Raw genomic sequence first — 22,292 nt, 5'->3', positions numbered from 1 at the left:
TCGCCGACCGGATATCGTTGAGCATGCCTGAAGGGAACGCGGACATCATCAGACTGAGCGGCGCCGAAAAACACTTCGGCGCCGTTCGCGCGCTTGGCGGCGTCGACTTCACTGTCGGGCCCGGCGAGTGCGTCGGCCTCGTCGGCCACAACGGCGCCGGCAAATCGACGCTCATGCACATGGTGGCGGGCACGCTGACACCCGACAGCGGAACGATCGGCGTGCATGGTGAGGCCGAGGAGAACTACTCGGTGTCGCGGGCACAGCAGCTCGGCATACGCTGCGTGTTCCAGGAATTGTCGCTGTGCCCCAATCTCAGCGTCGCCGAGAACACGCGCATCAACCACGCCTCGCTCACCGGCTTCGGCTGGCGGCGCAAGGCGGCCGAGCTGATCACGGCCAAGCTGGACGAAATCTTTCCCGACCATGGCATCTCGGCGGCCGACATCGCCGGTGACCTTTCCATCGGACGGCGACAGATGGTGGAGGTGGCGCGCGCGTTCACGCTGACCCGCGAGCCGCTGCACCTGGTTATCCTCGACGAGCCGACGTCCTCGCTCGACGCGCACACGGCGGGTCAGCTGCTTGCCTTCGTGCGCCGCTTCGTCGCGTCGGGCGGCAGCTGCATCCTGATCTCGCATGTGCTGGGCGAAGTGCTGCAGAACGCCGATCGCATCGTCGTGATGCGCGACGGCAAGGTTGTCGCCGCCGACGCGGCGAACGCCTTCGACCGCGATAGGCTGGTCGCCACCATGGGCGGTGCCGAAGCACATCGGAGGACCCCCACCGAAATCCGGAAAGCCGAGGCCGGCCCGTTGCGCGTGCGCGCACGGCCGGCGCGGCAACGGGACGGCAAGGAGCTGGTGGCCCGCGCCGGCGAGATTATCGGACTTGCCGGCCTGGCCGGCCATGGCCAGACCGACCTGCTGCTGGCGATCTTCGCGGCCGCGTCCCGCGCCAAGGCCGGCATCGAGGTCACCGCGCCGGTGGCGCTTGTGGCTGGCGACCGCCAGGCGGACGGCATCTTTCCGCAGTGGTCGATCGCTGAAAATATCGGCATCCGCTCGCTGGCTCGGCTGCGCAACGGGCTGCTGATCTCGTCGCGGCGCGAGGCCGAACTGGCCGGCTTTTGGCAAAAGAAGATCGGCATCCGCACGCCGGATATGAACAACAACATCTTTTCGCTGTCGGGCGGCAACCAGCAGAAGGCCTTGTTCGCCCGGGCTCTCGGCTCCGATGCCGGGATCGTGCTGATGGACGACCCGATGCGCGGCGTCGACATCGGCACCAAGCTCGAGGTTTACGATCTCGTGCGCGAGGAGGCCGGCAAGGGCCGCACCTTCCTCTGGTACACCACGGAAACGGAAGAACTCGACAATTGCGACCATGTCTATGTCTTCAAGAACGGCCGCATCGTCGCCAATCTGACGCGCGACGAGCTGACGGAAGAAAAGATCATCCAGTCCTCCTTCGGCGACGCCGCCTAAGATGACAGCCCTGTCTGTTCAAAACGGTTCGAAGACTTTTGGAAGCGGAGCGGCGCGCGCCCGCCTGCTGCGCGGGCTGCTGCCGGCGCTGTCGCTGGCGCTGGTGCTGCTCGCCATCGCCTGGCTCAATCCGCGCGCCATCAGCTATTTCGGCTTCGGCCTGATGCTGAACCTGGCGATCCCGATCGCGCTGGCGACGATCGCGCAGATGTTCGTCATATCGGGCAACGAGCTCGACCTGTCGATCGGCACCTTTGTCGGTTTCGTCGGCTGCGTCACCGCGACCTGGTTGAAGGACGCACCGCTCATCGGCGTCCTCGTCCTGCTCGGATCGATCGGCGTCTATGCGCTGCTCGGCGCGCTGATCCATCTGCGCAATTTGCCATCGATCGTGGTGACGCTGGGCATGAGTTTCGTCTGGCAGGGGCTGGCCATCCTGGTGCTGCCCAAGCCCGGCGGCAAGGCGCCGGACTGGCTGCTGGCGATCATGGCGTTCAAGCCGCCCTTTGTGCCCTTCCCGATCATCGCGGCGCTGCTGATTGGCCTCATCGTCCATTTCGGCCTGATGCGCACCTCCTATGGCGTGATTCTGCGCGGCTCGGGCGGCAACCCGGCTGCGCTCAAACGCGCCGGCTGGTCGCTGCTCAAGACCAAGGTCGTGTTGTTCGCGCTGACGGGTCTGTTCGGCGTGCTGTCCGGCATGGCGCTGATCGGCATCACCACTTCGGCCGATGCCAATATCGGCAATGGCTACACGCTGCTTTCGATCGCCGGCGTCATCCTCGGCGGCGGTGAATTCGTCGGCGGCCGCGTGTCGCCGATCGGAGCGGTGATCGGCGCGCTGACGCTGGCGCTGGCGGCATCGCCGCTGCTTACCTTCATGCACATCCCGCCCGACTGGCAGGTGGCGGCCAACGGCGCCATCCTGATCATCGTGCTGGCGGCGCGGGTGCTGATCAGCCGTAAGGAGAGGTAAGCGATGGCGCTGGTTAGATCGCTGGTTGCCAAACCCTGGATCTGGTCGTTCGTCGGCGCGCTTGTGGTGTGGCTGGCGACCATCGCTTTCACCGGCGGCTATGGCGCCGGCGGCATGGTCACCGCCGCGCTGTCGCTGGCCGTGTTCACCGTCATCGCTGGCGTCGGCCAGATGTTCGTCATCACGCTTGGGCCGGGCAATGTCGACCTGTCGCTACCGGCCAATATCGGGCTCGCCAGCGCGGTGGCCATGAAGGTGATGGGCGGCAGCGATGCCATGATTGTGGTCGGGCTGCTGGCTGCGCTTGCCTGTGGTGCCGCGATCGGTGCCGTCAACTATCTGCTGATCTGGGCGCTGCGAATACCGCCGATCATCGCCACTTTGTCGGCGAGCTTCATCATCCAGTCGGTCGACATCAGCTATGGGCGCGGATTGCAGATCAAGCCGCCGCCGGGCTTTGCCGATTTCGCCAACCGGCAGGTTCTCGGCATTCCGGTGCTGGCGGTTCTCACCGTGCTGTTTACCATCGGTGCGGCCATCGCCTTGCAGCGCATGATCTATGGTCGCTCGGTGCTGGCGATAGGCCAGAACATCCGCGCCGCCTGGCTCGCCGGCGTCAATGTCGGCCGCGTCCGTTTCCTCACCTACACGCTGTCGGGCGCGCTCGGCGGCATCGACGGCGCGCTGCTCGCCGGCTATTTCCGCGGCGCCAATGTCGATATCGGCAACGAGTATTTGCTGGCTTCGATCGCCGTGGTGGTCATCGGCGGCACCTCGGTGGCCGGCGGCAAGGCCAATGTCCCCGGCGTTTGGGGCGCAGCACTGTTCCTGGTGCTGCTTTTGACCATGCTCAACACATTCGGCGTCAGCGCCGGCGTGCGCCTGCTTTTGACCGGGCTGATCATCGTCGGCGTCATCACGGCGGCAGGCGGGGAGAAGGCGGTGCGGTGATATTCGCTTCTCTTCAGCCGCAACTCGCCAGCGTGCCGCCTTACAGCCTGGCCTGACAAGCCTTGTGCCAATGCGGCACGCGGTTCCCATTCGCGGCGCAGCCTAGTAAACCCTCCGGATCGCAGCCGGTCTCGGGAGGTTCAGCTTGTCCAATTTTGTCAGCGTCGCCAGGGACAACGACGTCGCCATCGTCACCATCGACAACCCGCCAGTCAACGCGCTGAGCTTTCATGTCCGCGAACCACTGATGCACGCGCTGGCTGCCTTGCGTGACGACGCATCGGTCGGAGCCATCGTCGTCGCATGCGCGGGCCGGACCTTCGTCGCCGGCGCCGACATCACCGAATTCGGCAAGCCCGTGCAGCAGCCCGAGCTGCGTGCCATCATTGGGACGCTGGAAACCATCGCCAAACCTACGGTCGCCGCCATCCACGGCACCGCGCTGGGCGGCGGGCTGGAGCTGGCGCTCGGCTGTCACTTCCGCGTTGCCGATGCCGACGCCAGGCTCGGCCTGCCCGAGGTGAAGCTTGGACTGCTGCCGGGCGGCGGCGGCACGGTGCGGCTGCCGCGCCTCGTCGGCGCGATCAAAGCGCTCAGGATGATCGTTTCCGGTGCGCTGGTCGGTGCTGATGAGGCGCATGAAGCCGGACTGGTCGATGCTGTGTTCGAGAGTAACGTGATCACGCATGCCGTGAACTTCGCCAGGGAGATCGCTCGCAAGGGCGGGCCGTTCACGCCGGTGCGCGATCGCGATGACGAGATCAAGAAAACCGAGCTGGCCGCTTTCGATGCCGAGGCGGCGGATCTCGCCAGGAAAGCGCGCGGCCTCGACGCGCCGATCGCTTGCGCGCAAGCGGTGCGCAATACCGTCACGATGTCGTTCGAGGAAGCTCTGGCTGCCGAACGCGCGCTGTTCATGAAGCTGGTCGCCAGCGATCAGTCGCGGGCGCAGCGGCATCTGTTCTTCGCCGAGCGTGAAGCGGCAAAGGTCCCGGGCAAGGATCTTGTCCGGCGCAGGATCGCCCGCGTCGGCGTCGTCGGCGCCGGCACGATGGGCGGCGGCATCGCCATGGCCTTCGTCAATGGCGGTTTTCCAGTCACCTTATTGGAGACCAGCCAGGAAGCCTTGCAGCGCGGGCTCGGCATGATCGACAAGAACTATGCCGTCTCGGTCTCGCGTGGCTCCTTGACCGAAGACGCCAAGCGCCAACGCCTCGCTCAATTCAAGGGCTCCACCGACTATTCCGACCTCGCCGATTGCGACCTGATCATCGAGGCGGTGTTCGAGGACATGGCGGTCAAGAAAGAGGTGTTCGGCAAGCTCGATGCCATGGCCAAGCCGGGAGCGATACTCGCCACCAACACCTCCTATCTCGACATCGACGAAATCGCCGCCTCGATCTCGCGCCCGCAAGACGTGCTCGGCCTGCACTTCTTCTCGCCGGCCAACGTCATGAAGCTGTTGGAGATCGTGCGCGCCGACAAGACCGCGCCCGACGCGCTGGCAACCGTAGTCGACTTGGCGCGGCGGATCGGCAAGGTGGCCGTCGTCGTCGGCGTCTGCCACGGCTTCGTCGGCAACCGCATGCTGGCCGCGCGCGGCTCCGAATCGGAAGCCTTGCTGCTGGAAGGCGCGACGCCCAGCCAGATCGACAAGGCCTTCACCGATTTCGGCTGGCCGATGGGGCCCTTCCAGATGAGCGATCTCGCCGGCCTCGACATTAGCTGGCGCAACCGCAAGGCGCGAGGCCAGACGGCCGTGATCGCCGACACGTTGTGCGAACAGGGGCGTTTCGGCCAGAAAACCGGTCGAGGTTATTATCTTTACGAGAACGGGTCACGTATGCCGGTCCCGGACCCGCAGATCGATGCGCTGATCCGCGGTAAGGCAGCCGAGAAGGGCATCGCGTCGCGCGAAATCAGCGCGGAAGAAATCATCGAGCGCACGCTCTATCCCATGGTCAACGAGGGGGCCAAGATTCTGGAAGAAGGGATAGCCGCCCGCGCCTCCGACATCGATGTCATCTGGGTCAACGGCTATGGCTTTCCCATCGGCAAGGGCGGTCCGATGTTCTGGGCCGGCCTCGAAGGCGCGCCCAGGATCGTCGAGCGGCTCGAATATTGGCACCAGCGGACGGGCAAGGATGTTTTCAAGCCGGCGCGGCTGCTGAAACGGATGGCCGAGACCGGCTCCTGGGAGGCTGGCGCAAGACCTTGATCGAAAGGCGGTTGAAGGCCGTCGGAATTATCTTATCCGCGCGTCGATGATTTCGACAAAGCGGGCAAAAAGGCCGGCCTGCGATTTGATCTTGAGCTTGCGATAGATGTTGCGGCGATGGACCTTCACCGTCCCCGGCACGATGCGCATGGCCCGGGCGATTGATTCGGTGGAATGCCCTTGCAGCACTAGATCGACGACATGCTTTTCGCGCGGCGTCAGGGACAGGCTCTTCCAGATATGGGCGCGATCGAACTCGTTGACCGCCGCCAATGCATCGTCTTGCCTGGCCTCGGCCGGCTCGTCGGCGGGAAGGGCGGGCCAGCGCAATCGGGCGAAGGCGACCACCGCCGGCGCCATGTCGCGCAGCAGTCTGGCGTCGGCGGTCCCGAACGGACCTGAAGCGCGCAGCCGCATCAGCGACAGCACCAGCGCATCCTTGCCCGGCAGCGGAACGAAGAAGCCGACCTCCTCGGCCAGCCTGGTCTGGCTGTAGTAGGAGCGAAAATATTCGCTGGCGTAGAAGCGGTCGGGCGCCAGCTCGCGCATGCGCCAGAACCCTTCCTTGCGCTCGACCGCCGCATGGTGGAACGGATCCAGCAGGTATGGGCCTTCCTGGTAAAGCGCAACGAAGACATGGCTCTCGGCCGACGAGAAGGTCTCGAACAGCAGCGGCGGGCGTGCAGCGCCGCGATAGCCGAAGACCACGCAGTGGTCGAAGCCGACATGCTGCCGCAGCCAAGCGACCATCGCCTTGCCGAAGACGTCGCCGCTCGTCTCCCGCGTCGCCGCGACCAGCGCGGCGAGCTGGCTGTAGTCGTCGCTGCGGGACATCCAATACCCCCTTAAACAAGAAAATAGGTCAGATATACCACCTGCGAGGTATATACTAGCTGCCATTGGCTCTGGTAGCGTCCCGAAATCGCATCGTCCTGTCGCTGGAGCCCGCAGCCTTGACCGCAGTGCCCGACATCGAGTTTCGCGGCGTCACCAAGCGCTATGGCGCGGTGACCGCGGTCAGCGGCATCGATCTGGCCGTGCCGCCCTCCGCTTTCGTCGCCCTGCTCGGACCGTCCGGCTGCGGCAAGACGACCTGCCTGCGCATGATCGGCGGCTTCGAACAGCCGAGCGAGGGCAAGGTGTTCATCCGCGGCCAGGACATGGCCGGCACGCCGCCTTACAGGCGGCCTGTCAACATGGTGTTCCAGCAATATGCGCTGTTCCCGCATCTGGATGTGAACGACAATGTCGCCTACGGATTGCGCCAGGCGAGACCGCGGCTGTCGTCGCGCGAGATCGGCCTGCGGGCAGGCAAGGCGCTGGAAATGGTGCGGCTCGCCGGTTATGGCGGCCGCAAGGTCCACGAACTGTCCGGCGGCCAGCAGCAGCGCGTCGCTCTCGCCCGCGCGCTGGTCAACAAACCGGCGGTGCTGCTGCTCGACGAACCGCTGGCGGCGCTCGACAAGAAGCTGCGCACCGACATGCAGATCGAGTTGCAGAACCTGCAGCGCGAGATCGGCATCACCTTCGTTCTGGTCACCCACGACCAGGAGGAGGCGCTGTCGATGAGCGATTTCGTCTGCGTCATGAATGGCGGCCGCATCGTGCAGCTCGGGCAGCCGAGCGAGATTTATGACGAGCCGGCCGACCTGTTCGTCGCCGATTTCGTCGGCAAGACCAATCTCTTGAGCGGCACCGTCGCAGGGCATTCGGGTGATCTGGTGGATGTGAAGCTGGCCGATGGCACCGTCATCGCGGCGCGCAAGCGGACAGCCTTGCAGCAAGACGAAACCGTTTCGGTCAGCCTGCGTCCTGAATCGCTCAGCCTCGGTGGCCCGACAAGCGGGCCGCTCAGGGGCATCGTCCGCAACCGGATCTTTCTGGGCTCCACGGCGGAATACGCAGTCGAGATCCAGGGCATCGGTACGCTGCTGGCCAAGGCCGACCATCTGATCGGCCAGGGCAATCTCTTCAAGCCGGGTGAACCCGTCGCCATCGGCTTTGCCGCCGGAAGGCCGTTGGCGTTCGCGGATCCAAAGAACAACGGGACCAACCAGAGGGTAGAAAAACATGTCGAAATCATATCGTGACGGACTGCCGATAAGCCCCGAGAATTTCGTCGACCAGCTGATGCGTTTGAAGCGCGGCTCGATCGGCCGCCGCGACTTCCTTGGCCTCACCGGCCTCGGCATCGCGACGGCGGTGAAGCGCGCGAGATCGGCATCATGCCGACGCCGGCCTTTGCCGCCGAGAACCTCGGCGACCGCATGTCGATTGCCACCTGGCCCAACTATCACGACCCGCAGACCTTCGAGAATTTCAAGACGGACACAGGCGTCGCCGTCGAGGTCAACGTGTTCGGCTCGAATGAGGAGATGCTGGCCAAATTGCAGGCCGGGGCGTCGGGCTGGAGCCTGTTCGTACCGACCAACTACACGATCTCGACATACAAGAAGCTCGGCATCATCGAGCCGCTCGACATGGCCAAGCTGCCGAATTTCGACGGCACGCAGGAAGATCCGCGCTTCACCTCGGAAGGCACGATCGACAGCACCATCTATGCCGTGCCGAAGAACTGGGGCACCACTGGCTTTGCCGTCAACACCAAGAAGCTGACCAAGCCGATGACGAGCTGGAAGGAGTTCTGGGACGCGGCCATGGCCGAAGGCGACGGCCGCACCATGGTCCACGACTATCAGCTCACCACCATCGGCAATGCGCTGAAATATTACGGCTACTCCTTCAACTCGCTGAAGCAGGACGAGCTCGCCAAGGCGGAGGAATTGCTGCTTAAGGTCAAGCCGCATCTGTTCGCGGTGTCATCCGACTACCAGCCTGGCATGCGCGCGGGCGATGCCTGGATGACCATGTGCTGGACCAATGACGGTGCGCAGCTCCATCGCGACATTCCGGAGATCGCCTATGTACTGGGCAAGGAAGGCGGCGAGATCTGGACCGACTTCTACGCCATTCCGAAGGACGCGCCGAACAAGCCGGCCGGTTATGCCCTGCTCAACTATTTGATGAACCCGCAGGTCGCGGTCAAGGAACACCTCGCCAACGGCGCGCCCTCGACCGACGCGCGCGTCAACAAGCTGCTGCCCAAGGAAGTGCTGGACAATCCGATCCTCTATCCGGCGGCCGACCTGTTGACGCCGCTGGAATTCGGCGCTGCGGCAACGCTGACCGATCCGGGCCGCGCCGAGCTGATGGCGCGCTTCAAGTCGGCTTGAGCCAGGCGGGCAACAAATCCCATTCGAGACAACTTGACCGGCGGGCCCAGACCCGCCGGCACCGGGGCAATCCTTCGATGCGCGGCATTCGCAAAAATCTGCTGACGGCCATGCTGCTCGGGCCGGCGGCCGCCTGGCTCGTCGTGTTCCTGGTGCTGCCGTTCATGGCCATCGCCGTCTTCAGCGTCGGCGAGCGGGCGCCGGAGGGCGGCTATCAGGCGGCCTTCACGCTGGCGCAATATGCCAATCTTCCGGCGCGGGCGACCGCGTTCTGGAACACGATGGTGCTGGCTCCGGTGGGCGCGCTCGCCTGTCTGCTCGTGGCCTATCCCGTCGCCTATTACCTCGCCCTGCGGGCGCCGCAGCGCTGGCGGTTGATCCTGCTCGCGCTGGTCGTCATACCGTTCTGGACCAGCCTTTTGATGCGTACCTATGCCTGGATGTACATTTTGGGTGGACGCGGCATCCCGGCGCTGCTCGCGCTTGCCGGCATCGAGGACGTCAGGCTGATCAACACGCCGGGCGCCGTCCTGCTCGGCATCGTCTATGGCTATCTGCCGCTGATGATCCTGCCGATCTATGTCAGCCTCGAGCGGCTCGATCGCCGTCTGCTGGAGGCCTCCGCCGATCTCGGCGCGACGCCGCTCTCCACTTTCTTGGGCGTGACCTTGAAACTGTCGCTGCCCGGCGTGATGACCGGCTTCTCGCTGGTGATGATCCTGCTGCTCGGCGAATACCTGATCCCGACGCTGCTTGGCGGCGGCAAGGTGTTCTTCATCGGCAATGCGCTGGTCGACCTGTTCCTGCAGTCGCGCAACTGGCCGTTCGGATCGGCCATCGCGATCACGCTGGTGCTGGTTTCGGTTGTAGTGCTGATTGCCGCCAACCGCATCTCGACCCGCGTCTCGGGCGCCCGCCGGGTGGATCTGATCTGATGCGCGTCTTCGTCGTAGCCGTCTTCGCCTTCCTCTACCTGCCGATCGCGCTGGTCGTGCTGTTTTCCTTCAACGCCGGTCACCACGCCAGCGAGTTCACCGGTTTTTCGGTGCAATGGTACGGCAAGGCGCTGGCGAACCCATTCCTGGTCGAGGCGCTGAAGAACAGCCTGTTCATCGCCACCACCAGCGCCTTGCTGGCGGCGGTGTTCGGCACGGCGGCCGCGCTCGGCCTGGCACGCGTCGGGGTGCGGACCCGCGCTGTCTTCGACGCCTTGCTTGGAGCCGCAATCGTCGTTCCCGGCGTCGTCATCGGCATTTCGACACTGGTCGCACTCGTCCAGCTGTTCGCCGTCATCAACCCGTTCCTCGCCTCGATCTGGCCGGACGATCAGCCGCCGCGCCTGTCGCTCGGCTATGGTTCGATCATCGCCGCGCACGGCCTGTTTTCGATGGCGCTGGTGACGATGATCGTCGGCACGCGGCTGGGCAGCCTTGATCGCAACTTGGTCGAGGCATCCAGCGATCTCTACGCCACGCCGCTGACGACGTTCCGCTCGATCGTCCTGCCGCAGATCATGCCGGCGGTGGTCGCCGGCTTCCTGCTCGCCTTCACCTTCTCCTTCGACGATTTCATCGTCGCCTTCTTCGTCGCCGGCGCGCAGACGACGCTGCCAATCTATGTCTTTGCGTCGATCCGGCGCGGGGTGACGCCGGAGATCAATGCCATCGCGACGATCGTGCTCGTCGCGTCCGTCCTGCTCGTGGTGCTTGCCCAATGGCAGCTGCGCCAGCGCAAGCTGTCAAACTGAAGGTCGCATCATGATCCTCGAAGACCGCATCGCCGTGGTGACAGGCGCCGGTTCCGGCATCGGGCGCGCCGGCGCCATGATCATGGCCAGGGAAGGCGCGGTGGTCGTCATCGCGGACAGGGATCGGACCAGCGGCGAGGCGACGGCTTCAGATATACGCGCCGCGGGCGGCCGGGCGGAGGCGGTCGCCACCGACGTCTCGGACGACAACGCGGTCGAGCAGCTCCTTGCCGGTACGCTCGACCGGCATGGGCGCATCGACATCCTGCACAATCACGCCGGCATCCAGGTCGGCGGCACGCTGACCGAGGTCGAGACCGGCGGCATGGACGCTTCCTGGCGGGTCAATGTGCGGGCGCAGTTCCTGGCGGCAAGGATCGTCATGCCATCGATGGTCGCACAGGGCGGCGGCGTCATCCTTAATACGGCTTCGAATTCAGGCGTGTTCTACGACCGCGAGATGATCGCCTATGCGACCTCGAAACATGCCGTGGTGGCGATGACCAGGCAGATGTCGCTCGACTATGCCCGCCACAATGTGCGCGTCAACGCGCTCTGCCCCGGCTGGGTCGACACGCCGTTCAATGGACCGTTCATCGCCCAGATGGGCGGACGCGAGGCAATCGAAGCCTATGTCCGCACCAAGATCCCGATGGGGCGCTGGGCCAGCGCCGAGGAGATCGCCGAGGCGATCCTCTTCCTCGTGTCCGATCGGTCATCCTTCATGACCGGCCAGGCGTTGGTGATCGACGGTGGCGAAAGCATCGGCTGAATCAGCCGTCTGGGCCTTCGGCCGATTGGTGAAAAGCGCCGTGGCCTGCGCGTTCTGGGCCAGAGCCGCGTCGCCGGCCGGCAGCGCCGAAATCAACTCTGACCGACAGTTCGGACCATGGTCCGACCGGCATGGGACTTCAGTACCGCAGCCGTTCAAAGACATAGGTTTCCTTTAAACATCAACAAGTTACTGTGCCGACAGGTTGCCCAGCTCTCTTATTGAGACAGTCTTTGTCCAAAGTTTACTGCGCATAATTAGCGGCTTCTCATACGAACTTACCATAGCAGCGGGCGCAGGGCGGCGTTTCCCGAGGAGACATCATGACAAACCGGAAAACTGTTTTCGCGGCGTTAGCCGCACTGGCGCTTCTGGCTTCTCCGGCGCTCGCCGAAGCCGGCGGCAACGGGCATAGCAATGGTGGCGCCCACGGCAACAGCGGCGCTGCGCACGGCAAGTCCTCGTCGGCCCGGGGGCAGGTAGCCAAGGCGACAACGGACACAATGACCACGGTCGATAAGAAGACAAAGGTCTCGTCCCTGCCCAAGGAAAAGAACCTCCACGCCAAGCTCGGCCGGCTGAACTCGCTCCAGCGCAACGTCAACGCCTATATGAATTCCAAGAGCAGGAAATTCGCTGCGCTTCAGGCCTTCGTGACGCAGTCGGCAAAAGCCAAGGTCGCACAAACTCAGCTGGATGCCCTGAATTCACAGCTGGACGCACTGACATCGCTGACGCCGGACCAGATCGCCGCGATGACCCCCGAGGAGCAGGCGGCCCTGCCTGGACAGATATCGGCTCTGCAGGACCAGATCGCCGCCCAGCAGGAAGTGGTCGACGCGGCGGCGGTCGGTACCGACCCGGCCACGCTCGATGCGGCGTTGACCGATATGGCCAACAAGCCCGTCGACGCCGAGGTCACCGCTTGGGCCCAAGGCGTCCTTGCCGGCAAGATCGACGAGACGGCCGCTGCCATGCAACCGACGCCGTAGCATCGCCAGCGACAACGGGGCAGCCGGCCTCACACGCGTTTGCGGCCAATCGCTTCGTGGCCGATGCCTTGTCCGATCACCTTAAGCTGCGGCGGCTGCCGGCATCTATGCCGGTGGTCGCCAATGTCTTTCGGCTGCGGCAATCGCTGCGCGAACATCTGAAAGCACTCGACCAGCTCGAAAGCCGGCAGTATTAGGTTACTGCCGATCTGCTTCGCGTCCATCTGCGGCTCTCGCAAACTGCGACCGCAAGCGGCCGGCCACGGCGCTCTCGCGCCGTTCGGCATGACCAGCCGGCCGGAATGAAGAGGAAATAATTGACGCGTAAAGCCAGCCCGACCATCGCGCTGTTTCCCGAAGCAGGCTTCGGCGCGGCGTTGAATTGCGTCGGCATCGCGCAGGCCGTGCGGGGCGCCCGCCCCGTCTTCATCTCCCAACCCGGCCTTTCCGGTGTCTTTGCCGACAAGCTGCCGGCGCGCTTCATCGTCAATGTCGGCGGCCTGCGCGACGCCTACCGAGCGGTGCCCGACAATATCTATCTCGACCCCTGGTTTCCGCAGCGAAGTCGGATTTCTTCATCCACCATGGCGGCAGCAACTGCTTTTTTGAGGCGCTGCGCTTCCGTGTGGCGTCGCTGATCATGCCCTATTGCCGGGACGGCCACGACAATGCACGCCGCGCCGAAGAGACCGGCACCGGCGATCATATCGGCCGTGACGGCTGGACCGAAGGAGTATTGGAGAGCGCCATTCCCGGCCTTCTGGCCGACGACGCCATGCGCGCCCGCCTCAAGGGAAATGCAGCCCAGATGGCGCTGAACCCCGGAACGGACGTGGTCGCGCAAGCCATACTCTCTCTGATACGGACTCGAACAAAATGCTTGAGAAGAACACGAATACCGCGCCCTCCACCGATCCCAAGGCCTGGTTGGCGCAGCACGGCATCAACGAGGTCGAATGCCTTGTGCCCGACATGAACGGCGTGCTGCGCGGCAAGGCGCTGCCGACGGCAAAATTCCTCAAGGCGCTGGAAGACCGTGCGCTTTATCTGCCGAGCAGCGCCTTCCTGGTCAGCATAGACGGCCGCTATTCCGGTTCCATCGACGAGGGTTTTGCGTATTCGGACCCCGACATGCGCATGGTGCCCGATGTCTCGACGCTTTGCCTGGCGCCGGGCGCCGGCGCTGGCAAGGCCTACGTCTTCGCCGACGCCTTCCACATGGACGGCCGGCCATGGATGGCCTCGCCGCGCCATGTTCTGCGCGCCGTGCTCGATCTCTACCGGCAGCGCGGCTGGCGGGCGGTAGTGGCGCCGGAGCTCGAATTCTACCTGACCGCGCCCAATCCCGATCCCGACAAGCCGCTGACCGCGCCGACCGGCGGCAATGGCCGCGCCGAGGCCGTGCAGCATCCTTATGACATGGCGGCGCTCGAGGAATACGAACCGGTGGTTCGGCGCATCTATGACTATGCTGCGATCGCCGGACTGCCGCTCGATACGCTGATTCATGAATCGGGACCGGGGCAGTTGGAGATCAACTTCCTGCATGGCGACGCGCTGCCGCTGGCCGACAAGGTGCTGCTGTTCAAACGGCTGACGCGCCAGGCCGCCCAGCAAGACGGCATGCACGCCACCTTCATGGCCAAGCCGATTGCCGCACAGGCCGGCAGCTCGATGCATCTGCACATGTCCGTCATCGACGAGGCCGGCAACACGTTGTTTGCCGGCAGCGATGATGCCGATACCGCGATGTTCGGTTATTTCATCGGCGGCCTGCAAAAATACATTCCCGAAATCATGCCGCTGTTCGCGCCCAACGTGAATTCGTTCCGACGCGTTAGACCAAACCACAGCGCGCCGGCCAACATCGAATGGTCGCATGACAACCGCTCCTGCGGCCTGCGCGTGCCGGCCGGCGGGCGCGCCGCGCGGCGGGTGGAGAACCGGCTGCCGGGTGCCGATTGCAATCCGTATCTGGCGATCGCCGGCTCGCTTCTGGCCGGCTATCTGGGCGTCGAACAGAAGCTGGCGCGCTCGGCGGAAGCATCCGGAAATGCCTACAAGATCAAGAGCACGCTGCCGAAAACGATGGAGGAGGCGCTGGATCGTTTCGAGGCCTGTGAACCGGTGCGCAAACTGCTCGGCGAGGACTTCTTCCAGACCTATCTGCGGGTGAAAAGCGTCGAGCTCGACCTGTTCCAGAGCGTGGTGACGAGCTGGGAACGCGACCACCTGCTCTTGAAGGTGTGATCATGGCATCTTCAACGGGTTTCAATTCCGGTCTCGACATCGGCAAGTCCTACTATGTCGCCACCGCCAATCCGGCGCCGGACCATCCGGCACTTATCGGCGATGTCGAGGCCGACCTGGTGGTCGTCGGCGGCGGCTGCACCGGTCTGTCGGCCGCTCTTCACGCCGCCGAACGCGGGTTGAAGGTGGTGCTGCTGGAAGGCGGCAAGATTGGCTGGGGCGCTTCGGGCCGCAATGGCGGCCAGATGATCCCCGGCCTGCGCAAGGGCGCCAAGGGCCTGGTCAAGCTTTATGGGCCTGAACGGGCAAAGGCGCTGTTCGATCTCGCCTTCGAGGCGCGCAGCCTGGTGCTCGACATTATCGAGCGCCATACGATCGACTGTGATCTCAGGCTGACCGGCCATCTGGTCGGCGCGGTCAACGGCTCCGATCTCAGGGATTTGGAGGAAGAGGCGAAATGCCTAGAGAGCGTGATGAAATTCCGCGACGTCGAGATCCTGTCGGCGGCGCAGGCCCGGGCCAAGGTCGACACGCCCTATCACGGCGCGATGTACGAGCCGCTCGGCGGCCACATGCATCCCTTGAAGCACACGCTCGGGCTTGCCCGCGCTGCAAGCGCGGCCGGCGTCGTCATCCACGAGAATTCGGTGGCCGTGCGGCTTGAGCGCGAGCCTTCGATCCGGGTCTCGACGTCAAAAGGATCGGTGCGCGCAAAGCATGTCGTGCTGGCTGGCGACGCGCTGCTCAATGGGCTGGAGCCGCGCGTCAACAGCCGCATCATGCCGGTCGGCAACTACATCGTCGCCACCGAGCCGCTGGATGGCTCCCGCAACGTCATTCCTGCCAATGTCGCGGTGTCCGACACGCGCTTCGTCGTCAACTATTACCGCATGTCGGCCGACGGTCGCCTGCTGTTCGGCGGCGGCGAGCGCTACACGCCGTCGCCGCCGGCCGATATTGCCGGTTTCGTGCGGCCGCACATGGAAGGCACCTTCCCGCAGCTCAAGGGCTGCCGGATCGACCATGCCTGGGGTGGGCTGGTGTCGGTGACGACGTCGCGACTGCCGCATGTCGGGCACTATGGCGAGGTCTATTACGCGCACGGCTATTCCGGCAAGGGCGTCATCCTGTCGACCCTGTCGGGCAAGCTGCTCGCCGAAGCCATCACCGGCGACGCCTCGCGGCTGGACCTGTTCTCGACGCTGACCCCGATGCCCTTCCCCGGAGGCACGGCGCTGCGCGGGCCGCTCTATGTGCTGGGAATGCTGTGGTATGCGATGAGGGATCGGATGAAGCATTGAGCTCGCGGCCAACCGGCTGATCGTGGCGCTGCATCCAAGCGTGATTCGCCAGCAGGGGCAGGAGAGCTGTGGCTGGGTGGTTAAGTTCGCGCAGGCGCTTGACGAAATGCCGGCGCCAAGCGAACCGAGCTACGACATTGCGCGACCTGCACGCGTCGCACCAAGGCGGCGCATGAGGGAAACGGGAGAGCTGACTGACATGGCCGAAGCCTATATCTGCGACTATATCCGTACGCCGATCGGCCGCTTTGGCGGCTCGCTGTCCTCGGTACGCGCCGACGACCTCGGCGCCATTCCGCTGAAGGCACTGATCGAGCGCAATGCCGGCGTCGACTGGCAGGCGGTCGACGACGTTGTCTACGGTTGCGCCAACCAGGCCGGCGAGGACAACCGCAACGTGGCGCGCATGGCGCTGCTGCTGGCCGGCCTGCCGAAGGAAATCCCCGGCTCGACCGTCAACCGCCTGTGCGGCTCGGGCATGGATGCGCTGACCATCGCCGCCCGTGCAATCAAGGCCGGCGAGGCCGAGCTGATGATCGCGGGCGGCGTCGAATCGATGAGCCGGGCGCCCTTCGTCATGCCCAAGGCCGAGACGGCGTTTTCACGCAATGCCGAGATCTACGACACCACGATCGGCTGGCGCTTCGTCAACCCGCTGATGAAGAGTCAGTATGGCGTCAATTCCATGCCGGAGACGGGCGAGAATGTCGCCGAGGATTTTTCGGTTTCCCGCGCGGACCAGGACGCTTTCGCGGTGCGCAGCCAGGACAAGGCCGTCGCCGCGCAGTCCAATGGCCGGCTGGCCAAGGAAATAACCGCGGTGACCATTCCGCAGCGCAAGGGCGATCCGGTTGTCGTCTCGAAGGACGAGCACCCCCGCGCTGGCACCACGATAGAGGCCTTGGCCAAGCTGCCGACGCCGTTCCGGCAAGGCGGCACGGTGACCGCCGGCAATGCCTCGGGCGTCAATGACGGGGCGGCGGCGCTGATCGTCGCTTCGGAAGCGGCGGCCAGGAAATACGGCCTGACGCCGATCGCCCGCATCCTCGGCGGGGCCGCCGTCGGCGTCGCGCCGCGCATCATGGGCATCGGCCCGGCGCCGGCGACGCAAAAACTGTGCGCGCGGCTTGGCCTGACGCCAAAACAGTTCGATGTCATCGAGCTCAACGAAGCCTTCGCCTCGCAAGGCATCGCAGTGCTGCGCCAGCTCGGCATCGCGGTGGATGCGCCGCACGTCAACCCGAATGGCGGCGCCATAGCGCTCGGCCACCCCTTGGGCATGTCGGGCGCGCGCATCTCCGGCACGGCGGCGCTGGAGCTGCGCGAACGCGGCGGCCGCTATGCGCTGGCGACCATGTGCATCGGCGTCGGCCAAGGCATCGCCATCGCGCTCGAACGGGTCTGAACAACCGCTCTCCCGGCTAGTCCAGGAGAGTGGATATGATCGATCTGCCAAATTTGACCATGTGGACAAAAGTCCGGACCCGTTCCATAGTTCCTCGTCTGATTTTTAGAACGGCCGGCTCGACACGGCTGTCGAACAGAGGGGACTGCAATGGAAAACCGGAAGAACAAATCTCATTCAACGCGCGAAGGCCTTTCGCGGCGCAACGTGCTGGAACTGGGCGCGCTTGGCCTGGCCGCGGCGATGCTGCCGGGCGCCGCCTTCGCCAAGGACAAGAAGCTGAAAGTAGCGGCGATCTTCGCCACGCCCATCGAGGAGCCGTGGGACAACCAGATCCATGTCGCTTTGCAGAAGGCCGAGAAGGAACTCGGCATCGAGTATAAATGGTCGGAGAAGGTGCAGACCGCCGACTTCAGCCGCGTCATGCGCGAATATGCACAGGGCGGCTATGAACTGGTGCTGGGCGATGCCTTCGCCGCCGAGCGTGAATCGCGCCGCACCGCCAAGCAGTTCCCGAAGACTGCCTGGCTGTTCGGCTCCGGCGCCGGGCCGGCGGAGCCCAATTTCGGCGTCTTCGACAATTGGATCCACGAGCCCGCCTATCTCTCCGGCATGATCGCCGGCAAGATGTCGAAGTCGGGCACGGTCGGCGCCGTCGCGGCGATGGGCATTCCGGAAGTGAACCGGCTGGTCAACGCCTTCTTCGCCGGCGCCAAGGAGGTCAATCCGAACATCAAGAAGAAGGTCGCCTTCATCGGTTCCTTCTTTGATCCTCCCAAGGCCAAGGAGGCGGCCGTCGCTCAGATCGACGCCGGCGTCGACGTCATCTATGCCGAGCGCTTCGGTGTCATCGAAGCGGCGGTGGAGAAAAAGATCTACGCCATCTCCAATATGTCCGACCAGTCGAGCCTTGGCCCCGACACCGTCATTACCGGCCCGGTCTGGGATATGTATCCCACCGTCGAACAAGCCATAAAACTGGTCAAGGCCGGCGTCTTCACGGCGCAGGACTATGGCGATTTCTCGCGCATGGCCAAGGGCGGTTCTCACCTGGCGCCTTACCATAAGTTCGACAAGACGCTGCCGGCCGAGGTCAAGGACATGGTCGAGAAGAAGAAGGCCGAAATCCTCGAAGGCAATTTCCGCGTCGACGTGGACGAGAACACACCGGTTTCGGATTGAGTTCTGGTCTTTAGGAGTTGGTGCTAAGCGCCCCCCTCTGGCCTGCCGGCCATCTTCCCCTCAAGGGGGAGATTGGCAGCTTCGCCGGCTAGTCAAATTGGGAATTGGCGAAAGCCGAGGGGTGACATCCGATCTCCCCCGTTGAGGGGAGATGGCCGGCAGGCCAGAGGGGGGTGCAGCGCATCCCTATCGGTCAAGCCGAATCGTAAGCCCATCCGATCAGGAGTACTCTTGCCGACGCCCGCCCCGCTCATCGAAATGCACGGCATCACCAAGAGCTTCGGCGCCGTCAAGGCGAACGAAGCCGTCGACCTCAGCGTGGCGCCCGGCGAGATCCTCGGCTTGCTGGGCGAGAACGGCGCCGGCAAGACGACGCTGATGAACGTGCTGTTCGGCGCCTATGCGCCCGACGCCGGCGAGATCCTCATCCAGGGCCGGAAGGTGCGGATCACCAGTTCGGCCGATGCGCTGGCCGCCGGCATCGGCATGGTGCACCAGCATTTTCACCTGGCGCCACGGCTCACGGTACTGGAAAACCTGCTTATCGGCATACCAGGCAAATCCGGGCGGATCGACCGCGCCGGCGGACTGGCGCGGTTGGTTGAAATCAGCCGCCAGCACGGGCTGACACTCGATCCCAGCCTGCCGGTCTCGGCGCTGTCTGTCGGAGAGCAGCAACGTCTCGAGATCGTCAAGGCGCTGTTTCGCGGCGCAAAACTGCTGATTCTCGACGAGCCGACCGCGGTGCTGGCGCCGAGCGAAGTCGACGGGCTGTTTTCGGCCTTGCGGTCGATGGCGGCGCAGGGTCTGGGCATCATCTTCATCTCGCACAAGCTCAACGAGGTGCGCGCGCTCACCCATCGCTGCACGGTGCTGCGGCATGGCCGCGTCGCCGGCCGCGTCGACGATCCGGCCAACACCACGTCGGCGGAAATGGCGCGACTGATGTGCGGCCACGAGATCGTGCCGCCGGCCAAGGGGCCGTCGACACCGGGGGCAGCGGTGCTCACTCTCGACGGCATTTCCACCTCGAGCCATTCGGGCACGGCGCTGCGCGATGTGTCGCTTTCCGTGCGCGCCGGCGAGATCCTCGGCATTGCCGGTGTCTCCGGCAATGGCCAGCGGGCACTGGCGGAGGTGATCTCGGGCGTACGCGCCCCCGATGCCGGTCGGATGACGATTGCGGGACAGAAAGTGTCTCGCTTCTCGCCGCGCGAGGTGCAGGCGCTGGGCCTTGGCCGCATCCCGGAAGACCGCATGACGACGGGACTGGTCACCAATTTGCCGCTCGCCGATTCCATGGTGCTGCCGCGCATCGGCACCGCCGCTTTCAGCAGCAAGGGCCTGCTCAAGCCGGATGCAATCCGCGCCTTCGCCGAGGCGCAGATCAAGGCCTATGATATCAGATGCCCCGGGCCGATGACGCGCGCCGGCGCCCTGTCCGGCGGCAATCTGCAGAAGGCGCTTTTGGCGCGCGAGCTCGCCTTCGATCCGAAGGTGCTTATCGTCTCGCAGCCGACGCGCGGCCTCGACATCGGAGCCGCCCGCTTCATCCATGAAAAATTCCTCCACATGCGCGCCAAGGGCTGCGGCATCATCGTCATCGGCGAGGATCTGGAAGAGTTGCTCGTGCTCTGCGACCGCATCGCGGTGATGTATGAGGGCCGCATCGCCGGCACGCTTCCCAGCGCCGAGGCGACGATCGCACGGCTGGGGCTGCTGATGACCGGGGCGGAGGGCCATAGCTGATGTTCCGCCTCGAAGTCCGCAGCTCGACGCCAGCCTGGTTCAACCTCGCATTGCCGCTGCTGGCGATCGGTGCCGCGCTGGTGCTGTGCAGCGGCCTGATCGCGCTGGCCGGCGCCGGCGTGCTCGAATCCTACGGCGTTATGTTCACGGCGTCGCTCGGCGACAGCTATGCGATCACCGAAACGCTGGTGCGCGCCGCGCCCATGATCTTCACCGGGCTGGCGGTGGCTGTCGCCTTCCGCGCCAAATTCTGGAACATCGGCGCCGAAGGGCAACTGCTTGCCGGCGCGGTGGCGAGCTGCTTCGTCGGCGCGATCCCGATGCCGGGACCGCTCGCCATGCTTTTGATGGCAGTGGCAGGCGCCGCGGCCGGTGCAGCCGTCGCGCTCGTGCCGGCAACGCTGCGGGTGAAATTCAAGGTCGACGACGTCGTCAGTTCGCTGCTGCTCAATTCGGTCATCTATTACGCGCTGATGGCGCTGATCGAAGGGCCATGGAAGGATAGTTTCAGCGGCTATCCGATCTCGCCTCCGATTGAGGATTCGGCCAATTTTCCGGTGCTGATCGAGGGCACGCGGCTGCATCTCGGCGTCATCGCGGCGCTTATCGCGGCACCGCTGATCTGGTTCCTGATCGTGCGCACCACGCTCGGCTTCCGGATCCGGGTCACCGGCGAAAATCCGGAAGCGGCCAGATATGGCGGCATCAATGTCCAGCGGGTGCTGCTCTCGACGGCGTTGCTGTCCGGTGCGCTAGCCGGGCTCGCCGGCGTCGGCGAGGTTGGCGGCGTGCATTTTCAGGTGATGAGCGACATCTCGCCGGGCTACGGTTATTCCGGCATCGTCGTTGCAATGCTGGCGCGGCTCAACCCGCTCGGCGTGGTGCCGGCGGCAATCTTCCTGGCTGCCGTGATGACCGGCGCCGAGGCGATGTCGCGCGCGACCGGCGTGCCGGCCTTCCTCAGCGATGTCATCCAGGGCACGGCACTGCTTGCCATGCTGGTGGCGCTGCTGTTCACCGCCTATCGCATCCGCCGCGTCGGAGCCGCCCGATGAGCGCGGTGTTCGAACAGATCTTCCAGGTCGGCTTCTTGGCCGCCATCATCCGCATCGCCACGCCCTTGGCTTTCGCCACGCTTGGCGAAATGTTCTCCGAGCGCGCCGGCGTGCTCAATCTCGGCATCGAAGGCATCATGCTGTTGTCGGCAATGGCCGGCTTCACCGCCGCCAGCCTCAGCGGCAACCTGTGGCTGGGCGTCCTGGCGGCGGTGCTGACCGGCATGCTGATGGGGGCGCTGCATGCGCTGTTCACGGTGGCGCTGGGCTTAAGCCAGCATGTCTGCGGCATCGGCGTGACGCTGCTTGCGTCGGGTTTGGCCTATTTCCTCTACCGGCTGATCTTCGGCCAGCAATCGGTGCCGCCGAGCATCAAGGGTTTTCAGACGCTGCCGATCCCGGTCCTCTCCGAGATTCCCGTGCTTGGGCCGGCGGTGTTCAACCAGTTCGCGCTGGTCTACATGGCGATCCTGGCCATCCCGATCGCCGCCTTCGTGCTCTACCGCACGCCATGGGGGCTGTCGGTGCGCATGGTCGGCGAAAACCCGCGCGCCGCCGACTCCGCCGGCGTCAGCGTCATTGTCACCCGCTTCCAGGCGGTCATTCTCGGCGGGGCGCTGATGGGGCTGGCCGGCGCCTTTCTGTCGATGGCGCAGTTCAACGCCTTCACCTTCGGCGTCGTCTCGGGGCGCGGCTGGGTGGCGATCGCCCTGGTCGTGTTCGGCCGCTGGGACCCGTGGCGCTCGGCGGGCGCCGCGCTGCTATTCGCCTTTGTCGATGCCTTGCAGTTGCGCATGCAGGCGAGTGGTCTCGGGCATATTCCCTACGAGGCGTTCCTGATGCTGCCTTTCATCTTCACCATCGTCGCCATGGCGGTGATGTCGCGCAACGCGGTGGCGCCGTCGGCGCTGCTGAAGCCGTTTCGACGGGAAGAACGATAGACGAGTAGGGCTTGGGACGAAGACCCTGGACCT

General features: G+C 64.8%; 20 protein-coding genes and 1 pseudogene. 19 read left to right on the top strand and 2 right to left on the bottom strand.

Features of this window, described 5'->3' with window-relative positions; all coding sequences use genetic code 11:
• The first annotated feature begins 23 nt into the window (after nucleotides 1-23).
• The 4 genes from FJ946_RS09605 to FJ946_RS09590 all read left to right on the top strand — a co-directional run bounded on the left by FJ946_RS09605 (nucleotide 24) and on the right by FJ946_RS09590 (nucleotide 5,632).
• Nucleotides 24-1,487 (top strand): sugar ABC transporter ATP-binding protein, encoded by a 1,464-nt coding sequence (locus tag FJ946_RS09605; RefSeq protein ID WP_140492597.1) that lies wholly within the window; start codon nucleotides 24-26, stop codon nucleotides 1,485-1,487.
• 1 nt (nucleotide 1,488) lies between these two features.
• Nucleotides 1,489-2,463, top strand: a complete 975-nt coding sequence (locus tag FJ946_RS09600) for an ABC transporter permease (RefSeq protein ID WP_140492594.1) — start codon at nucleotides 1,489-1,491, stop codon at nucleotides 2,461-2,463.
• Between the two features lie 3 nt (nucleotides 2,464-2,466).
• Nucleotides 2,467-3,414, top strand: coding sequence for an ABC transporter permease (locus FJ946_RS09595; protein WP_140492591.1), 948 nt, complete (start codon nucleotides 2,467-2,469; stop codon nucleotides 3,412-3,414).
• A 145-nt stretch (nucleotides 3,415-3,559) separates the two neighbouring features.
• Complete coding sequence (locus FJ946_RS09590) at nucleotides 3,560-5,632, top strand: 3-hydroxyacyl-CoA dehydrogenase NAD-binding domain-containing protein (protein ID WP_140563935.1); 2,073 nt, start codon at nucleotides 3,560-3,562, stop codon at nucleotides 5,630-5,632.
• Nucleotides 5,633-5,659: 27 nt separating this feature from the next.
• Here the strand turns inward: FJ946_RS09590 and FJ946_RS09585 are convergent, their stop codons facing one another.
• Nucleotides 5,660-6,466: a LuxR C-terminal-related transcriptional regulator gene (locus FJ946_RS09585; RefSeq protein ID WP_140524652.1), complete on the bottom strand. Its 807-nt coding sequence runs from the start codon at nucleotides 6,464-6,466 to the stop codon at nucleotides 5,660-5,662.
• A 119-nt stretch (nucleotides 6,467-6,585) separates the two neighbouring features.
• Between FJ946_RS09585 and FJ946_RS09580 the strand changes: the two genes are divergently transcribed.
• The 6 genes and pseudogenes from FJ946_RS09580 to FJ946_RS09555 all read left to right on the top strand — a co-directional run bounded on the left by FJ946_RS09580 (nucleotide 6,586) and on the right by FJ946_RS09555 (nucleotide 12,376).
• The gene (locus FJ946_RS09580) at nucleotides 6,586-7,722 is read left to right on the top strand and encodes an ABC transporter ATP-binding protein (RefSeq protein WP_140563934.1); all 1,137 of its coding nucleotides are present in this window, start codon (nucleotides 6,586-6,588) and stop codon (nucleotides 7,720-7,722) included.
• A pseudogene (locus FJ946_RS09575) lies at nucleotides 7,703-8,865 on the top strand (spermidine/putrescine ABC transporter substrate-binding protein). Before FJ946_RS09580 ends, FJ946_RS09575 begins: the two are co-directional and overlap by 20 nt.
• A gap of 77 nt (nucleotides 8,866-8,942) precedes the next feature.
• Complete coding sequence (locus FJ946_RS09570; RefSeq protein ID WP_140524649.1) at nucleotides 8,943-9,800, top strand: ABC transporter permease; 858 nt, start codon at nucleotides 8,943-8,945, stop codon at nucleotides 9,798-9,800.
• Complete coding sequence (locus tag FJ946_RS09565) at nucleotides 9,800-10,612, top strand: ABC transporter permease (RefSeq protein WP_140563932.1); 813 nt, start codon at nucleotides 9,800-9,802, stop codon at nucleotides 10,610-10,612. The genes FJ946_RS09570 and FJ946_RS09565 overlap by 1 nt, the downstream gene beginning before the upstream one ends.
• Before the next feature lie 10 nt (nucleotides 10,613-10,622).
• Nucleotides 10,623-11,384, top strand: a complete 762-nt coding sequence (locus FJ946_RS09560; protein ID WP_140492572.1) for a glucose 1-dehydrogenase — start codon at nucleotides 10,623-10,625, stop codon at nucleotides 11,382-11,384.
• A gap of 323 nt (nucleotides 11,385-11,707) precedes the next feature.
• Nucleotides 11,708-12,376 carry a hypothetical protein gene (locus FJ946_RS09555; protein WP_140563931.1) on the top strand — a complete coding sequence of 223 codons (669 nt, stop codon included), beginning with the start codon at nucleotides 11,708-11,710 and terminating at the stop codon, nucleotides 12,374-12,376.
• A 29-nt stretch (nucleotides 12,377-12,405) separates the two neighbouring features.
• Here the strand turns inward: FJ946_RS09555 and FJ946_RS30740 are convergent, their stop codons facing one another.
• Entirely contained in the window at nucleotides 12,406-12,600 is a 195-nt protein-coding gene (locus tag FJ946_RS30740; protein WP_181167598.1) for a hypothetical protein, read from the bottom strand.
• Between the two features lie 93 nt (nucleotides 12,601-12,693).
• Here FJ946_RS30740 and FJ946_RS31105 point away from each other — a divergent pair, with 93 nt between their 5' ends.
• From FJ946_RS31105 to FJ946_RS09510, 9 genes are all read left to right on the top strand, one after another.
• A complete protein-coding gene (locus FJ946_RS31105) occupies nucleotides 12,694-13,014 on the top strand; it encodes a hypothetical protein (RefSeq protein ID WP_224655810.1) in 321 nt (106 codons plus the stop codon).
• Nucleotides 12,924-13,352 (top strand): nucleotide disphospho-sugar-binding domain-containing protein, encoded by a 429-nt coding sequence (locus FJ946_RS31520; RefSeq protein ID WP_348640498.1) that lies wholly within the window; start codon nucleotides 12,924-12,926, stop codon nucleotides 13,350-13,352. The genes FJ946_RS31105 and FJ946_RS31520 overlap by 91 nt, the downstream gene beginning before the upstream one ends.
• Nucleotides 13,253-14,626, top strand: coding sequence for a glutamine synthetase family protein (locus FJ946_RS09540; protein ID WP_140563930.1), 1,374 nt, complete (start codon nucleotides 13,253-13,255; stop codon nucleotides 14,624-14,626). Before FJ946_RS31520 ends, FJ946_RS09540 begins: the two co-directional genes overlap by 100 nt.
• A gap of 2 nt (nucleotides 14,627-14,628) precedes the next feature.
• Nucleotides 14,629-15,927 carry an FAD-binding oxidoreductase gene (locus tag FJ946_RS09535; protein WP_181167597.1) on the top strand — a complete coding sequence of 433 codons (1,299 nt, stop codon included), beginning with the start codon at nucleotides 14,629-14,631 and terminating at the stop codon, nucleotides 15,925-15,927.
• Between the two features lie 199 nt (nucleotides 15,928-16,126).
• The gene (pcaF, locus tag FJ946_RS09530; protein WP_140492563.1) at nucleotides 16,127-17,332 is read left to right on the top strand and encodes a 3-oxoadipyl-CoA thiolase; all 1,206 of its coding nucleotides are present in this window, start codon (nucleotides 16,127-16,129) and stop codon (nucleotides 17,330-17,332) included.
• A gap of 150 nt (nucleotides 17,333-17,482) precedes the next feature.
• Complete coding sequence (locus FJ946_RS09525) at nucleotides 17,483-18,514, top strand: BMP family protein (protein ID WP_140492560.1); 1,032 nt, start codon at nucleotides 17,483-17,485, stop codon at nucleotides 18,512-18,514.
• Nucleotides 18,515-18,772: 258 nt separating this feature from the next.
• Nucleotides 18,773-20,263 carry an ABC transporter ATP-binding protein gene (locus FJ946_RS09520; protein WP_140563971.1) on the top strand — a complete coding sequence of 497 codons (1,491 nt, stop codon included), beginning with the start codon at nucleotides 18,773-18,775 and terminating at the stop codon, nucleotides 20,261-20,263.
• Nucleotides 20,263-21,318 carry an ABC transporter permease gene (locus FJ946_RS09515; protein ID WP_140563929.1) on the top strand — a complete coding sequence of 352 codons (1,056 nt, stop codon included), beginning with the start codon at nucleotides 20,263-20,265 and terminating at the stop codon, nucleotides 21,316-21,318. The genes FJ946_RS09520 and FJ946_RS09515 overlap by 1 nt, the downstream gene beginning before the upstream one ends.
• The gene (locus FJ946_RS09510; RefSeq protein WP_140524643.1) at nucleotides 21,315-22,259 is read left to right on the top strand and encodes an ABC transporter permease; all 945 of its coding nucleotides are present in this window, start codon (nucleotides 21,315-21,317) and stop codon (nucleotides 22,257-22,259) included. Before FJ946_RS09515 ends, FJ946_RS09510 begins: the two co-directional genes overlap by 4 nt.
• Nucleotides 22,260-22,292 lie beyond the last annotated feature (33 nt).

It is taken from the genome of Mesorhizobium sp. B2-4-7, assembly GCF_006442685.1.
Lineage (GTDB): Bacteria > Pseudomonadota > Alphaproteobacteria > Rhizobiales > Rhizobiaceae > Mesorhizobium.
This window is presented reverse-complemented; position numbering and strand designations above follow the sequence as displayed.

Excerpts from the sequence above, each read along its gene's own strand:
- FJ946_RS09525 (WP_140492560.1), top strand. The coding sequence starts at position 17,483 with ATGGAAAACCGGAAGAACAAATCTCATTCAACGCGCGAAGGCCTTTCG.
- FJ946_RS09535 (WP_181167597.1), top strand. The coding sequence starts at position 14,629 with ATGGCATCTTCAACGGGTTTCAATTCCGGTCTCGACATCGGCAAGTCC.
- FJ946_RS09560 (WP_140492572.1), top strand. The coding sequence starts at position 10,623 with ATGATCCTCGAAGACCGCATCGCCGTGGTGACAGGCGCCGGTTCCGGC.
- FJ946_RS09605 (WP_140492597.1), top strand. The coding sequence starts at position 24 with ATGCCTGAAGGGAACGCGGACATCATCAGACTGAGCGGCGCCGAAAAA.
- FJ946_RS09555 (WP_140563931.1), top strand. The coding sequence starts at position 11,708 with ATGACAAACCGGAAAACTGTTTTCGCGGCGTTAGCCGCACTGGCGCTT.
- FJ946_RS09515 (WP_140563929.1), top strand. The coding sequence starts at position 20,263 with ATGTTCCGCCTCGAAGTCCGCAGCTCGACGCCAGCCTGGTTCAACCTC.
- FJ946_RS09540 (WP_140563930.1), top strand. The coding sequence starts at position 13,253 with ATGCTTGAGAAGAACACGAATACCGCGCCCTCCACCGATCCCAAGGCC.
- FJ946_RS09565 (WP_140563932.1), top strand. The coding sequence starts at position 9,800 with ATGCGCGTCTTCGTCGTAGCCGTCTTCGCCTTCCTCTACCTGCCGATC.
- FJ946_RS30740 (WP_181167598.1), bottom strand. The coding sequence starts at position 12,600 with ATGGACGCGAAGCAGATCGGCAGTAACCTAATACTGCCGGCTTTCGAG.
- FJ946_RS09585 (WP_140524652.1), bottom strand. The coding sequence starts at position 6,466 with ATGTCCCGCAGCGACGACTACAGCCAGCTCGCCGCGCTGGTCGCGGCG.
- pcaF (WP_140492563.1), top strand. The coding sequence starts at position 16,127 with ATGGCCGAAGCCTATATCTGCGACTATATCCGTACGCCGATCGGCCGC.
- FJ946_RS09520 (WP_140563971.1), top strand. The coding sequence starts at position 18,773 with ATGCACGGCATCACCAAGAGCTTCGGCGCCGTCAAGGCGAACGAAGCC.
- FJ946_RS09600 (WP_140492594.1), top strand. The coding sequence starts at position 1,489 with ATGACAGCCCTGTCTGTTCAAAACGGTTCGAAGACTTTTGGAAGCGGA.
- FJ946_RS09510 (WP_140524643.1), top strand. The coding sequence starts at position 21,315 with ATGAGCGCGGTGTTCGAACAGATCTTCCAGGTCGGCTTCTTGGCCGCC.
- FJ946_RS09595 (WP_140492591.1), top strand. The coding sequence starts at position 2,467 with ATGGCGCTGGTTAGATCGCTGGTTGCCAAACCCTGGATCTGGTCGTTC.
- FJ946_RS09570 (WP_140524649.1), top strand. The coding sequence starts at position 8,943 with ATGCGCGGCATTCGCAAAAATCTGCTGACGGCCATGCTGCTCGGGCCG.